Source organism: Corynebacterium sp. HMSC034A01 (genome assembly GCF_001838175.1).
Taxonomy (GTDB): domain Bacteria; phylum Actinomycetota; class Actinomycetes; order Mycobacteriales; family Mycobacteriaceae; genus Corynebacterium.
Genome location: NZ_KV835925.1, coordinates 25,213 through 39,131 on the forward strand (window position 1 = coordinate 25,213; position 13,919 = coordinate 39,131).

Here is a 13,919-nt window from a genome sequence, read left to right on the forward strand (position 1 = left end):
GCCGTGCCGGAAGGCACCACGGACCCGCAACCAAAGCCCTTAGAGCTTGTCCGCCACGAACTTGGTCAGGCGGATGTACTGGGCGGTGTAGGACCACTCGTTGTCGTACCAGGAGATGATCTTGACCAGGTTGCCGTCAATCACACGGGTCATGCCGGCATCGAAGATCGCGCCGTGCGGATTGCCGATGATGTCGGAGGAGACGATCGGGTCCTCGGTGTACTTCAGCGCCTGGCCGAACTCGGGATCCTCGGCTGCCTTCTTCACTGCTGCGTTGAGCTCCTCAACGCTGGTCTCCTTGGACAGGGTGACGGTCAGGTCGGTGGCAGAGCCGGTGATGGTGGGCACGCGCATCGCGAAGCCGTCGAGCTTGCCGTCCAGGTTCGGCAGCACCAGGCCGACGGCCTTGGCGGCGCCGGTGGTAGTGGGCACGATGTTCTGGGCTGCGGCGCGGGCGCGGCGCAGGTCCTTGTGCGGCGCGTCCTGGAGGCGCTGGTCGCCGGTGTAGGCGTGGATGGTGGTCATCAGGCCGCGCTCGATGCCGAAGGCCTCGTCGAGGACCTTCGCCACCGGTGCAAGCGAGTTGGTGGTGCAGGATGCGGCGGAGATGACGTCCTCGGAGCCAGTGTAGTCGGTGTGGTTGACGCCCCAGACGTAGGTGCCGTCAACCTCCTTGCCCGGGGCGGAGATGATGACCTTCTTCGCGCCGGCGTCGATGTGCGCCTTCGCCTCCGGGCCCTTGCGGAACACGCCGGTGCACTCGAGCACGATGTCCACGTCGACGTCGCCCCAGGCCAGGTTGGCCGGGTCCTTCTCCGCGGAGACCTCGATGCGGCGGCCGTCAATGGTGATGGAGTTGTCGTCGTGCTCGATGTCGTGGTTGAACTGGCCGTATGCGGTGTCGTACTTCATCAGGTGAGCCAGGGTCTCGTTGTCGGTGAGATCGTTGATCTTCACCACTTCGAGTTCGCCCTTGTATTCGTCCTCGATGATGCGCAGCGCTGCGCGGCCGATGCGTCCAAAACCGTTGATGCCAATGCGGGTAGTCACTGTCCACACTCCTCGTGCTCGTGGTCTGTCGGTCCACCCCCGAGTGTAGAGAGCAGCGCTCCTACCTGCAGAGAGCTTTGTGCTTATCGACGAAACCAGGGGTAGCAACCGCAATCAGCACCCGCCCTGAATGTTGGTTTACGCCCGGTTTGCCGCTCTAGGGGGAGTAAAACTCTTCACTTCCACCCCCGGTAGCGACAGCGGGGCACTCACTGTGAAGTGCGTCACCCCAACTGGATTTAGGTGGTCGGGCTTCCGTGGGTGTCCTCCACGCCCAGCTCGGCGGCCCGTTTATCTGCGAGCGAAAGCAGGCGCCGGATGCGTCCGGCCACCGCGTCCTTGGTCATCTGCGGGTCCGCCAGGCGCCCCAGCTCCTCCAGGGAGGCGTGGCGGTGCTCGACGCGCAGGAAACCAGCTTCGGCGAGGTGCTCGGGGACATCGTCGCCGAGGATCTCCATGGCACGCTCCACGCGTGCGGCTGCGGCAGCCGCGGCCTGGGCCGAGCGGCGGGTGTTCGCGTCGTCAAACGTGGCGAGCCTGCTGTTCGCCTTCGCTTTGACGGCACGGGATTCGCGTTTGGTGTCCCATTCGATGCGGGTGGCCGGCGCCCCCATGCGGCTGAGCAGGATGCCGATAGCCTCCCCGTCGCGCAGGGTCACCCGCTCGATGCCGCGGGTCTCTCGGGTCTTGGCGGTCAGCCCCATGCGGCGGGCGAGCCCCACGAGCGCCAGCGCCGCCTCCTGCCCCGGGCACGCGACCTCGAGGGTGGCGGTCCGGCCGGGCTCGGCCAGTCGCCCGCGGGCCAGGAACGCCCCGCGCCAGGCGGCCTCCACCCACGACATGTCGCCGGAGATGATCTGGCGCGGCATCCCCACTACCGGGTGACCGGAGGCGGTGACCAGCTTCAGCCGGCGGATCACGTCGGCGGCACCGTCGTCGACGCGGACCTCGTAGCGGGTTTCGCGGTTGCCCGAAGAAGGCGAAAGAAGTTCCACCCGCGCCTCAACTGCGCACAGGTCTGTCAACGTGCCGGCCAACCGGCGGGCGACAGCTTCCTCCTCGAAGTCGGCCACGATCGATACCCCGTGCTCGGACGGTTGGAACTCGCCGCCGAACCGGATCAGCGCGGTCGCCTCCGCGGCGCGCACCTCTAGCCCGCCGCCGGTGGCGCGCAGGAGTTCGTCCTTGACCTTGGCCGTGAGCGCCACCGGCGCCTCCCCTCGTTTACGTGTGTTGGAGCTTCGAATCGACCAGCATTCTAGCGTGCCGGCCGAAGGGCTCTGAGGGCAGCTGCCAATTGCTCGGGGTCGTGCCGGTTGAGCGGGCTGCCGGCGGCGTCCATTTCGCGCAAGGGGGCGAAGACTACCTCGGCATCGAGCCGGGAGGCAGCCCGCGCGATGTTGTCTCGTTCGCCATCGGAGGTTGCGGTGCGCTCGTCGGCCAGGAAGTAGTCCACGTGCAACTGCGGGGCGTGCTGGGAGAAGACATGGATGTGCCGCTCAGTGGTGAACCCGTGGGTCTCCCCCGCTTCCGGCGAGAGGTTCAGGATCACCACGACGGTCGCCGAGGTTTCGTTCAGCGCCTGCGCGATGTCGGGCACGAGAATGTGCGGGATCACCGAGGAGAACCATGAGCCGGGGCCGATGGTCACCACGTCGGCGTCCATAATCGCCTGCACCGCCGCTTCGCTCGCGGCCGGCTGCGCCGGGGTCAGGCGCACGCGCCGCACCGCTCCGGGGGTGGTGGCCACCGCTACCTGGCCGCGCACGGAGCGCAGCACGCGCGGGTCGTCGTCGAGCCCTGCCACGTCCGCCTCGATGTCCAGCGGCTGCGGGCACACCGGGATCACGCGGCCGGCGGAGCCGGTCCAGGCGGCCACCTGGTCCAGGGCCGCCTGGGTGTCTCCGAGGCGCTCTGCCAACCCCGTGATCAACAAGTTGCCCAGCGCATGTCCCGCCATCGCGCCGTGTCCGCCGAAGCGGTGCTGCAGTGTATCGCGCCACTGCACGCCGTCCTCGCCGTCGGCGGTGAGAGCCGCGAGCGCCATGCGCAGATCGCCCGGCGGGACGATCTCCATTTCGCGGCGCAGACGGCCGGAGGAACCGCCGTCGTCCGCCACTGTGACCACGGCGTTGATCGTGGACGCGCCGGCTTGACGCGCGGCGGTGAGCGTCTGGTACAGGCCGTGCCCTCCCCCGAGGCAGGTGAACGACGTATGGCTCAATTGTCCCTTCTTTCTGATGGCCTAACCGGCTCGCTTAGTGGCGCTCAAGATCGCGGTGGATCACATTGACATCCACCTGCCCCTGCTGGCGCAGACGCTTTCCGACGGCCTCCGCCACCGCCACCGAGCGGTGGTGCCCGCCCGTGCAGCCGATGCCGACGGTGATGAAGTCCTTGCCCTCGTGGCGGTAGCCGCCCAGGGTGCTGGAGAGCAGGTCGACGAAGTTGTCCACGTACTCGCGGGCACCGTCCTGGTTCAGCACATAGTCTGAAACCGCTTGGTCCACGCCGCGGAACTCCCGGAGCTCCTCCACCCAGTACGGGTTTGGCAGGAAACGAACGTCAAGCACGATATCAGCGTCGCGCGGAGAGCCGTGCTTGAACCCGAAGGATTCGATGGTGACGTGCTGGCGGCCCATCGGTAGCTCGCCGACGGAAGCCTCCACCGCGCGGCGGAGATCGTGCACCGACAGGTTGGACGTGTCGATGATGACGTCCGCGGAGGCACGCAGGTCCTCCATCTCCTCGCGCTCGTGCTCGATGCCGGACTGCAGGGTGCCGTCTCCCTGCAGCGGGTGGGTGCGCCGCACCGAATCGAAGCGGCGGATCAGCACGTCGTCGCGCGCATCCAAAAACAGCACGAACGGCTGGTGGCCGCGGTCCCGAATCGCCGCGATGGTGTCCATGAGCGAGCCGTTGAACCTCGCCGCCCGGATGTCGGTGACCACCGCGAGGCGCTCCACCGGCGAATCGTCCGCGGCGGCCAGATCCACCAGCTCCAGAATCAGCTGCGGCGGCAGGTTTTGGGAGACGAAAAAGCCCTTGTCCTCGAAGACTTTCGCTGCCGTGGACAGACCGCCGCCGGACAGGCCAGTGATGATCACGGGCCGCATCGGGGTCGCGGAATTCTCCTGGGGCAAAGCGTGTGCAGAGGATGTCGTGGGCATAGGGATCATCCTAGACAAGCCGGGGGCGGAGTGCCGTCGATTAGCAGCACGCTTTTACTGGTGCAGGTGCTGGTAGATGTTCTCCGCGAGCTTCGGCCCGACCCCTCTGACCTGCTGGATCTCCTCCACTGAGGCCTCCTTGATCTTCTTCACGGAGCCGAAGTGCTTGACCAGGTCCGTGCGGCGGGCAGGCCCAAGCCCCGGCACCGCGTCCAGTGCCGAGGCGCGCATCCGTTTGGAGCGCTGCTGGCGGTGGTACGTGATGGCGAATCGGTGTGCCTCGTCGCGGATCTGCTGCAGCAGGTACATGCCCTCGGAGTTGCGGGGCAGGATGATCGGTTCATCGTCGTCCGGCACCCAGACCTCCTCCAGGCGCTTGGCCAGTCCGATGAGCTGCACGTCCACGATGCCCAGGTCGTCGAAGACTGCCTGTGCGGCGGTGACCTGGGGCTTGCCGCCGTCAACGATGAACAGCTGCGGCGGGTAGGCGAAACGCTTCGCGCCGGTGGATTCGTCCGCCTCGTCTGCGAAGGTCTGCTCCTCCGCAACCTCGTCGGGGTTGGCCAGCTTGTCCTCGTTGTAGCGCTTAAAGCGGCGCTGCGTCACCTCGGCGATGGAGCCGACATCGTCGGAGCGGCCGTCGCCGGCGGCTTCCTTGATGCGGTAGCGGCGGTAGTCGTTCTTCTTGGGCAGGCCGTCCTCGAACACGACCAGCGACGCCACCACGTCGGTGCCCTGGATGTGGGAAATGTCGGTGCACTCGATGCGCAGCGGCGCCTCGTCCATCCCGAGGGCGTCCTGGATGTCCTGCAGCGCCTGGGAGCGGGCGGTCAGGTCGCCGACGCGCTTGAGCTTGTGCTGGTGCAGCGCCTCGGAGGCGTTTTTGTGCACCGTCTCCATCAGTGCGCGCTTGTCGCCGCGCTGCGGCACGCGGATCTCCACCGGGCCGCCGCGCAGCTCCGCGAGCAACTCGGTGACCTCCGGCAGCTCCGCCGGCAGGGTCTCCACCAGGATCTCGCGCGGCACCGGCATCGGTGTCTCCGCCTTGGCGCGGGACTCCTGGTCCACGCCGCGGCGGCGCACCTTCTGCGCCTCAATCGTGCGGTCTTCCTCCTGCTCCTGGCGCACGCGTTCCACCGCGTCGGAGTAGTACTGCACCAGAAAGTTCTGCATCAGCGTCGGCAGGGTCGGGTCCTCTTGGCCCTCTTCCAAACGTTCGGCGGCGCCGGGTTCGTCGCCGGTCTTTTCCACCACCCAGCCGCGCTGGGCCCGGATGCGCCCGTCGCGGACGTTGAAGATCTGTACCGCCGCCTCCAATTCGTCGGTGTCGAAGGCGATGATGTCGGCATCGGTGTCTTGCCCCAGGACCACCGTTTGGCGCTCCATGACCTTGTTCACGGCGCCGAGGTCGTCGCGAAGCCGCGCAGCTTTCTCAAACTCCAGGTTCTCTGATGCCTCCTGCATCTGGGCGGTGATGCCGCGCACGAGCTGGTCGGTGCGGCCCGACATGAAGCCCAAAAATCCCTGCACGATCTCGTCGTAGTCGGCCTCGTCCACGCGCCCCACGCACGGGGCGGCGCACTTGTCGATGTAGCCGAGCAAGCACGGCCGCCCCAGCGACTCGTGCCGGTTAAACACCCCGTTAGAACAGGTGCGGATCGGAAACACGCGTGTGAGCAGGTCAAGGGTTTCGCGCACCGCCCACGCGTGGGAGTAGGGCCCGAAGTAGCGCACACCCTTGCGCTTCGGCCCGCGGTAGAAAAACGCGCGCGGGTAGCGCTCCCTCACGCTCACCGCGAGCATGGGGTACGTCTTGTCGTCGCGGTACATGACGTTGAACCACGGGTCGAAGCGCTTGATCCACGTGTACTCCAGCTGCAGCGCCTCCACCTCGGAGGCCACCACAGTCCACTCCACGGACGCGCCTGTGTAGACCATCTGGCGGGTGCGCGGGTGCAGCGTGTTCGGCGGCTGGAAGTAGTTGTTCAGGCGTGCGCGCAGGTTCTTCGCCTTGCCCACGTAGATGACGCGGCCGTCGCGGTCGCGGAACTTGTACACCCCGGGGTCGGTCGGGATGGTGCCCGGCGCCGGGCGGTAGCTTTGCGGGTCCGCCAACGCTTAATCCTGCGGCATGTACTTGGCTTCGAGCGCGCGGAACTCTTCCACGGCCTTCAAGGCGTGCTCCTTGTCGCCGGACTGGATCGCCCACAGGGGCACGTACTCGAACTCCGGCAGCTCCAGGCGCGCCATGCGGGAGCCTTTGGGAAAGCTCAGCCCGTAGATCACGGCCCACGGGTAGAAACGGGTGCCGATGATGTTGCGCACCTGCACGCCGTCCTCGTTCGCGCGCACCCGCGGGCGGGTCAGCGCGATCCAGGACAGCACGGAGATGATCAGGCCGACTCCGATGAATGCGAACTTGTCCAGGTTGGTGATGGCCACGCCGGTGAATTCCGCGTCCACGGCCCAGAACATAAACACGTGCACCGCCATGACCAGCACAATCCAGCCCACGGCGACCTTGCGCAGAAACTTCGAGGTCAGCTCGAGTTCCCAGGGTTTCGTGGTGGTGGTGGCGTGCGGGTCGAGCGCATTGAGGTAGGCAATCTCGTCCCGGTCCGAAAGTCCCGCGGTTTGGTGCTGCTTTGCCTGTTCAGCCACTGCCTTACTCCTTACAAGCGCTCGAGCTTTGCTGCGTGTCGACGTCCCAAAGGCCGCCCCACGCCCTCCGGGCTACCTTAACCCTTCAACGGCAGAGCGCGAACTTTGCGCAGCTCCGCGGCAGTGCCGGCGGCGGCGCGCATGGCCTCGGCGCCCTTGTCTTCCTTGGCGTCCTCGCCGCCGGCGCGCTCGTAGGCCTGGTCTTCGTCGTCCACGGTGAGCACGCCGTTGCCCACCGGGGTCTGCTCGTCCAGCGCCACGCGGGTCAACCCGGCGGTCACGGAGTCGCACACGTACTGGAAATGCGCTGTTTCGCCGCGGATGACGCAGCCGAGGGCCACCACGGCGTCGTAACGCTCGGCGCAAGCTTGCACCACCACCGGCAGCTCGAGTGCGCCTGCGACGGCGTACTCCTCCACCTTGACGCCGAGCTCCCGTGCCTCATCCCGCGCGCCGGCGCGCAGCAGGTCGACGATCTTGTCGTTCCAGCGGGTGTAAACCACGGCGATGGTCATACCCTCCGCCTGTATGGAATAGTCCTCGGGTGCTCCGCTCGATGCCACTTCCAGCTCCTTTTGAGTCCGTCTAGATTCCGTACCCCGGATGGGCGTGGAGCCATTCGGCCACGCCGGGAAGGTCATGGCCCATCCGGTCGCGCTTGGTGCGCAGGTACTCGATGTTGTCGTGCGTGGGAACGATCTCGATCCTACTGCGGCGCGCCACCGCAGGGCCGTAACCCGCCAGCGCGTCGGACTTGTCCGGATTGTTGGTGAGCAGCTCGAAGCTGTCCACCCCCAGATCCGCCAGGATCTGCCCGGCCGCGGAGTACTCCCGCGCGTCCGCGGGCAGGCCTTGCTCCAGGTTGGCATCAACGGTGTCCAGGCCCGCGTCCTGCAGCCGGTAGGCCTGCAGCTTCGCCATCAGCCCGATGCCGCGGCCCTCGTGCCCGCGCAGGTAGACCACCACGCCGCGTCCGGCTGCCTGGATGCGCCGCATGGATTCGCGCAGCTGCGGACCGCAGTCGCAGCGCGTGGAGCCGAACACGTCGCCGGTGAGGCACTCGGAGTGCACCCTCACCAGCACATCGTTTGCTTCCCGCAGCTTGTCGACGCCTCCGGCAACCAACGCCACATGCTCCACCCCGGAAACAGTGTCGCGGTAACCCACCACGGTGAACTCGCCGTACTCGGTGGGTAGGGTCGCCGCGGTGACCCGCTCGACGGTGCGCTCGTGGTGGCGACGGTATTCGGCCAGCTGCTCGATGGAGATCATGGGCAACCCGTGCGCGTCGGCAAAACGGCGCAGCTCGTCGAAACGCGCCATGTCGGTCGGGTCATCCTCGGAGACGATCTCGCACAGCGCGCCCACCGGGGCTTTGCCTGCGAGCCGTGCCAGGTCCACAGCCGCCTCCGTGTGCCCGGGCCGTTCCAGCACTCCGCCGACCTTGGCGCGCAGGGGCACCACGTGGCCGGGGCGGGTAAACGATGAGGCGGTGGCGGATCCACTGGCAAGCAGGGCGATCGTCGTCGCGCGCGAGCGGGCGGAGATGCCGGTCGTGCCGGTGGCCGCGTCCACGGTGACGGCGTACGCGGTGCCGTGCAGGTCTTGGTTGTTGGCCACCATCGGCGGTAGCTCGAGCGCGGTGGCGCGCTCATCCGGCATGGACACGCAGATGTAGCCGGAGGTGTGGCGCACCATGAACGCGACCAGCTCCGGGGTGGAGTCCTCGGCGGCGAAGATGAGGTCGCCCTCGTTCTCGCGGTCCTCGCTGTCCACCACAACAACGGCCTTGCCAGCGCGGATGGCGTCGATGGCCTCCTCGACCGTATTCAAGGAGTTTGGGGAAGTCATACCGTCCAAGCCTATCCCTGCACCATCTTCTCAACGTATTTGGCCACGATGTCTACCTCCAGGTTCACCGGGTCGCCGGGTGCGAGCGCGCCGGCGGTGGTCTCGCGCAGCGTGGTGGGGATCAGAGAGACATCGAAGTAACCCTCGCCCACCGCCGAGACGGTCAACGACGTGCCGTTCACCGCGATCGAGCCCTTCTCCACCACGTACCGGCCCAACTGGTGCGGCAGCGTGAAGCGCACGATATCCCAGTGCTCCGACGGGGTCCGTGAGACCACCTCGGCAACCCCGTCGACGTGTCCCTGGACGATGTGGCCGCCCATGCGCTGGCCTGCGGCGAGAGCGCGCTCCAGGTTCACCTCGGAGCCTGCTTCATACGTCCCGAGCCGGGAGCGGTCCAAGGTTTCGCGCATCACGTCCGCGGTGAAGGTGCCGTTCGTGTTGTCCACCACTGTCAGGCACACCCCGTCGACGGCGATCGAGTCGCCGGGCGCGGCATCGCCGGTGACTTTGGGGGCGCGCACGGCGATCCGGACGGCGTCGTCGAGCAGCTTCAGCTCCTCCACCACGCCGATTTCCTCAACGAGTCCCGTAAACATCTCTCTCCATTTCTATGAAAACGTCGCCTCCCACCGGACGCACGAACGTGGTGCGGAAGCGGCGGGCGTCGGCGATGGTGCCTGCGATCGCGCGGTCCAGCACCCCGCGGCCGGCACCGAGCAGCGCGGGCGCGATGTAGGCCTGCACCGCGTCGACCAGGTCCAGCTCAAGAAAACTCGCGGCGAGTGTCGCGCCGCCTTCGACCAGCACGTCGCGCGCGCCGGTTGCCCACAGCGCTCCAAGCGCCTCCTCTGGCGTGGCGTACTGCTCGAACCCTAAGCGGGTGAGGTTGCCCTCAGGGACCTCCCGGGCGCCGATAACTACGCGCCGCGGCTGGTGCCCGCGCAGCGTGCCGTCGGGGAAACGCGCGGTCAGCGACGGGTCGTCGGCGATCGCGGTGCCGGTGCCGACGATGATGGCGTCGATCTTCCCGCGGTCCTCGTGCACCAGCTCGCGGGCTTCCTCGCCCGTGATCCACTTGCTCGTGCCATCTTTCGCGGCGGTGAATCCGTCGAGCGTGGAGGCGAACTTCAGCGTCACGCTCGGGCGGCCGTGGCGCACCGAGCGCAGCCACGGCTGCAGCGCCGCCACACGCACCGGCTGGAAGTCCACCTCCACGCCGTGGGCGCGCAGGTACTCGGCGCCGCCGGCGGCCGCCTCGTTGGGGTCAGCGGTGAAATACACCACGCGTGTGATCCCCGCCTCCACGAGTGCCTGTGCGCAGGGGCCGGTGCGGCCGGTGTGGTTGCACGGCTCGAGGGTCACCACGGCGGTGGCGCCACGTGCGCGCTCCCCTGCTTCTCGCAGGGCGTTGATCTCCGCGTGCGGCCCGCCCGCCGGCGAGGTCGCGCCGGTGGCGATGAGCGCACCGGAGGCGCTGACAAGCGCGCAGCCCACCGGCGGGTTCGGCGAGGTCGTGCCTCGGACGGATTCGCCCGCCTCGATCGCGGCGGAGATAGCTCCCAGCTCCTCCGTCACCCTCGCTTCGCCTCGCGGGCGAGCTCGCGCAGGCGCTCCACCGCCTCGGCCGGGTTGTCGGCGCCGAAGACCGCGGAGCCGGCAACGAAGGCGTCCACGCCAGCCTCCGCGGCCTGCGCGATGGTGGCGTTCGCGATGCCGCCGTCGATGCCGATGATGGTGTCTAGGCCTGCCTCCGCGATGCGGTCGCGCAGCACCATCACCTTGCCCAAGACCTCAGGCATGAACTTCTGGCCGCCAAAACCCGGCTCCACACTCATGACCATGACCTGGTCGAAGTGCTCCAGGTCGTCCAGGTACGGCTCGATCGCGGTGCCGGGCTTGATGGCGAAGCCGGACTGCACGCCGAGTTCGCGGCACTGCTTCGCGGCCGCCACGTGGTCGTCGGTGGCCTCGACGTGGAACACCAGGCGGTCGCCGCCGGCTTGCACGTAGGTTTCGAACCAGCGCTCCGGCTCCTCGATCATCAGGTGCATGTCCAGGAACTGCTCGGTCACCCCGTTGACCGCCTTGGTCACGTCCGGGCCGAAAGACAGGTTGGGCACGAAGTGGCCGTCCATGATGTCCACGTGAATCAGGTCCGCGTTGGGCACCTTGCGCACGTCCTCGCCGAGCGCGGCGTAGTTCGCGGCCAGAATTGATGGGGCGATCTGAATCATGGGTCCTACCCTAGCTTTTTGCGCAGCACCGCGAAGAACATTGCGTCGGTGCCGTGGCGGTGCGGCCACATCTGCACGCTCGGCCCCTCGCCCACGTTCTCCATGCCGGCGGCCCACTCGCGGGCGTCGAGCTCCTCAACATCGCCTTTCGCCAATTGCTTCTCGACGATCCTCCGGGTCTCCCGCACATCCGGCGAGCACGTGGAATAGACCACCACCCCACCCGGCTTAGCCAGATTTACTGCGGATTGGAGCAGCTCTTCCTGCAGCTGGTTCAGCTCCGCGATGTCGTCTTCGGACTTCGTCCAGCGCGCCTCCGGGCGCCGCCGCAGCGCACCCAGGCCGGAGCAGGGGGCGTCCACCAGGATGCGGTCGTAACCCGGCTCGAGCTTCGGGTCGCGCCCGTCCGCGGTGTGGACGGTCACCGGCAGGCCGCGCACCGTCTTGGAGATCAGCTCCGCGCGGTGCGGGCTGACTTCGACAGCGTCGACCGCGGCGGCGTCGATAGCCGCGATCGCTCCAATGAGTGCGGCCTTGCCACCGGGACCCGCACAAAGGTCAAGCCAACGGCCTTGATCTTGCTCGACGGGAACCTCGGTGACGGCGCGGGCGATGATCTGCGAGCCCTCGTCCTGCACCGCGGCAAGACCCTCGCGCACCGGCTCGAGCTGGCCCGGATCCCCCTCCGGCAGGTACACCGCGTACGGCGAGTACGTGCCCTGCTCGCCGCCGGTGGAAAGCGCGAGCTCTTCCGCGGAGATCTCTCCCGGGCGCGCCACCAGGTGCACGACTGGGCGGGCCGAGTCTGCCTCGAGCGCGGCCTCGAGCTCGCCGCGCTTGTCGCCGAGCGCCTCGGCGAAAGACCGCGCGATCCACTCCGGGTGGGCGTGGGTGAACGCCAGGGCGCCCAGTTCGTTATCCGGGGCGAGGGTGCGCAGCCACTCGTCGGCGGGCGTGCGGCCGATCGAGCGCAGCACGCCGTTGGCGAAGCCCTTCGCCTTCTCGTGGCCAGCCGCCTCGACAAGACGCACCGAGGTGTCCACCGCGGCGTGGTCGCCCACCCGGGTGTAGAGCAGCTGGTAGGCGCCCAGGCGAAGTGCTGCGAGCGCCTCGGGCGCGATGCGCTCGAGCTCGCGCGAGGAATTCTTCGCGATCACCGCGTCGAGCACCCCGAGGCTGCGCAGCGTGCCGTAGGCCAGCTCGGTGGCGAACGCGGCGTCGCGTCCGGTGATTTTCCGCTCGCGCAGAATGCCGGGCAGCGTCAGGTTGGCAAACGCGCCGTCGCGGGAGACGCGCAACACCACCTCAAAGGCCGCCTCGCGCGCCGGGTCGCCGATGCTGGCCGGGCGGCCCTTCACCGTGTAGCGCTGGCGCCCTCCGCCTTGTTTGCGGGGCAGCTGCTGTGCATTGCGCCCCTGCTGCCGGTTGCGGGCGGGCGTATCCTTGCGCCGCCCCGCGGAGCGCGACCTGAATCCTCCGCTCACTCGAACACCACTCCTTCTTTCGCTTCGGGGTGAAGTCCGCGGGCCCAGTCCGCGGCGTTCATCATCTTCTTGCCCGGCGGCTGGATCGTGCCCAGACGCACGTCCCCGTCGGCGGTGCCCACGAGCACCTCGTTTTTGCCAAACGCGGCCTCGCCCGGGGCGAGCGTGCCCGAACCCGTCGGGGTGACCGGGCCGAGCTTGAAGCGGTCGTCCCCGCGCATCGTCCACGCACCCGGCGCCGGGGTGTGGGCGCGGATGCCGCGGTCGATGACGGCGGCCGGCTGGTTCCAGTCCACCCGGGCGTCCGCCGGGGCAATCTTGTGGGCGTAGGTGCCCTCCTCCGGCTGCGCCGTCGGTGCCGCGGTGCCGGCCTCGAGCGCATCCATGGTCTCAACCAGCAGTTCAGCACCCGCGTAGGCGAGGCGCTCCAGCAGCTCGCCGCTGGTTTCTACCTCGCCGATCTCGGTTTCCAGCGTGTTCAGGATGTCGCCGGTGTCCAGACCCTCGTTGATGCGGAAGGTGGTCGCTCCGGTGACCGCGTCGCCGGCTGCGATCGCCGCCTGCACCGGTGCCGCGCCGCGCCACTTGGGCAGCAGCGAGAAGTGCAGGTTCACCCAGCCGTGTGTGGGTATGTCCAGCATGTCGGCCGGGATGAGGTTGCCGTAGGCCACCACCGGAATCGCGTCCGGGGCCAGCTCCCTCAGCTGGTCCCGGATGGCGTCGTCGCGCGTGAGGCTCTCCGGGGTGAGCACCTCAATACCGTGCTCGAGCGCGAGCGCCTTGACTGGCGACGGGTGCAGCGTGCGCCCACGGCCGCGGCGCGCATCCGGGCGGGTAAGCACCGCGACGACCTCGTGGTCGGACGCGATGAGCCGCTCAAGTGCCGCGGCGGCAGGTTCGGGGGTGCCGGCGAATACGAGTCGCATACAAACGTTCTCCTTAACTCCAGTCGGCGGCCCGGATCGCCGCCATCGCTTCCTTGCGCTGCTCCGGTGCCATCCTGCGCATGAACATCACGCCGTCCAAGTGGTCCGCCTCGTGCTGGATGCAGCGAGCCAGCAGCCCGGTGCCGCGCAGCGTGAGCGGGCGGCCGAAGCAGTCCTGGCCGCGGGCCACCACCGTCTTGTGGCGGGTGACCTCCCCGCGCACGTCCGGCACAGAGAGGCAGCCCTCGACACCGGTCTGCATCTCCTCGCCCAGCGGCTCCCACACGGGGTTGATGATGTGCCCGCGCATGCCCTGGCAGTCAAAGACGAAGATCCGGCGCGCAAGCCCGATCTGGTTGGCGGCCAAACCCACCCCGCCGGCGTGGTCCATGGTCTCCAGCATGTCGGCGACCAGCCGCTCTAAGGCGGCGTCGAAAACTGCGACCTCTGCTGCAGCGGTGTTGAGCACTGGGTCGCCGAACAGGCGGATGTCGCGAATAGCCATGGGGTGCAAGTGTAGTGGCACGCCCGGTCGCGCGA

The 13,919-nt window shown here is 68.1% G+C and carries 14 protein-coding genes; all 14 read right to left on the reverse strand.

Annotation, left to right across the window (positions count from 1 at the left end):
* Positions 1-39: 39 nt before the first annotated feature.
* On the reverse strand, positions 40-1,050 hold the full coding sequence (gene gap, locus HMPREF2791_RS01260; protein WP_070843921.1) for a type I glyceraldehyde-3-phosphate dehydrogenase: 1,011 nt from the start codon (positions 1,048-1,050) through the stop codon (positions 40-42).
* 239 nt (positions 1,051-1,289) lie between these two features.
* Positions 1,290-2,258, reverse strand: a complete 969-nt coding sequence (gene whiA / locus HMPREF2791_RS01265; protein WP_070473999.1) for a DNA-binding protein WhiA — start codon at positions 2,256-2,258, stop codon at positions 1,290-1,292.
* Between the two features lie 50 nt (positions 2,259-2,308).
* Positions 2,309-3,274 carry a gluconeogenesis factor YvcK family protein gene (gene yvcK, locus HMPREF2791_RS01270; RefSeq protein WP_070474001.1) on the reverse strand — a complete coding sequence of 322 codons (966 nt, stop codon included), beginning with the start codon at positions 3,272-3,274 and terminating at the stop codon, positions 2,309-2,311.
* A 34-nt stretch (positions 3,275-3,308) separates the two neighbouring features.
* Complete coding sequence (gene rapZ / locus HMPREF2791_RS01275; RefSeq protein ID WP_070474003.1) at positions 3,309-4,229, reverse strand: RNase adapter RapZ; 921 nt, start codon at positions 4,227-4,229, stop codon at positions 3,309-3,311.
* A gap of 45 nt (positions 4,230-4,274) precedes the next feature.
* The gene (uvrC, locus tag HMPREF2791_RS01280) at positions 4,275-6,335 is read right to left on the reverse strand and encodes an excinuclease ABC subunit UvrC (RefSeq protein WP_070843927.1); all 2,061 of its coding nucleotides are present in this window, start codon (positions 6,333-6,335) and stop codon (positions 4,275-4,277) included.
* A 3-nt stretch (positions 6,336-6,338) separates the two neighbouring features.
* Entirely contained in the window at positions 6,339-6,881 is a 543-nt protein-coding gene (locus tag HMPREF2791_RS01285; RefSeq protein ID WP_070474007.1) for a PH domain-containing protein, read from the reverse strand.
* Positions 6,882-6,958: 77 nt separating this feature from the next.
* Entirely contained in the window at positions 6,959-7,444 is a 486-nt protein-coding gene (ribH, locus tag HMPREF2791_RS01290) for a 6,7-dimethyl-8-ribityllumazine synthase (protein WP_371335880.1), read from the reverse strand.
* Positions 7,445-7,466: 22 nt separating this feature from the next.
* Positions 7,467-8,732, reverse strand: coding sequence for a bifunctional 3,4-dihydroxy-2-butanone-4-phosphate synthase/GTP cyclohydrolase II (locus HMPREF2791_RS01295; protein ID WP_070843929.1), 1,266 nt, complete (start codon positions 8,730-8,732; stop codon positions 7,467-7,469).
* Between the two features lie 11 nt (positions 8,733-8,743).
* Positions 8,744-9,331 carry a riboflavin synthase gene (locus HMPREF2791_RS01300; RefSeq protein ID WP_070843931.1) on the reverse strand — a complete coding sequence of 196 codons (588 nt, stop codon included), beginning with the start codon at positions 9,329-9,331 and terminating at the stop codon, positions 8,744-8,746.
* A complete protein-coding gene (ribD, locus tag HMPREF2791_RS01305) occupies positions 9,312-10,310 on the reverse strand; it encodes a bifunctional diaminohydroxyphosphoribosylaminopyrimidine deaminase/5-amino-6-(5-phosphoribosylamino)uracil reductase RibD (protein WP_246825291.1) in 999 nt (332 codons plus the stop codon). The genes HMPREF2791_RS01300 and ribD overlap by 20 nt, the downstream gene beginning before the upstream one ends.
* Positions 10,307-10,969, reverse strand: a complete 663-nt coding sequence (rpe, locus tag HMPREF2791_RS01310; protein ID WP_070843933.1) for a ribulose-phosphate 3-epimerase — start codon at positions 10,967-10,969, stop codon at positions 10,307-10,309. Before rpe ends, ribD begins: the two co-directional genes overlap by 4 nt.
* A gap of 5 nt (positions 10,970-10,974) precedes the next feature.
* The gene (locus HMPREF2791_RS01315; protein ID WP_070843934.1) at positions 10,975-12,453 is read right to left on the reverse strand and encodes an RsmB/NOP family class I SAM-dependent RNA methyltransferase; all 1,479 of its coding nucleotides are present in this window, start codon (positions 12,451-12,453) and stop codon (positions 10,975-10,977) included.
* The gene (fmt, locus tag HMPREF2791_RS01320) at positions 12,450-13,379 is read right to left on the reverse strand and encodes a methionyl-tRNA formyltransferase (protein ID WP_070843935.1); all 930 of its coding nucleotides are present in this window, start codon (positions 13,377-13,379) and stop codon (positions 12,450-12,452) included. The genes HMPREF2791_RS01315 and fmt overlap by 4 nt, the downstream gene beginning before the upstream one ends.
* A 13-nt stretch (positions 13,380-13,392) precedes the next feature.
* Positions 13,393-13,884 carry a peptide deformylase gene (gene def, locus HMPREF2791_RS01325; protein ID WP_070474019.1) on the reverse strand — a complete coding sequence of 164 codons (492 nt, stop codon included), beginning with the start codon at positions 13,882-13,884 and terminating at the stop codon, positions 13,393-13,395.
* Positions 13,885-13,919: the final 35 nt, after the last annotated feature.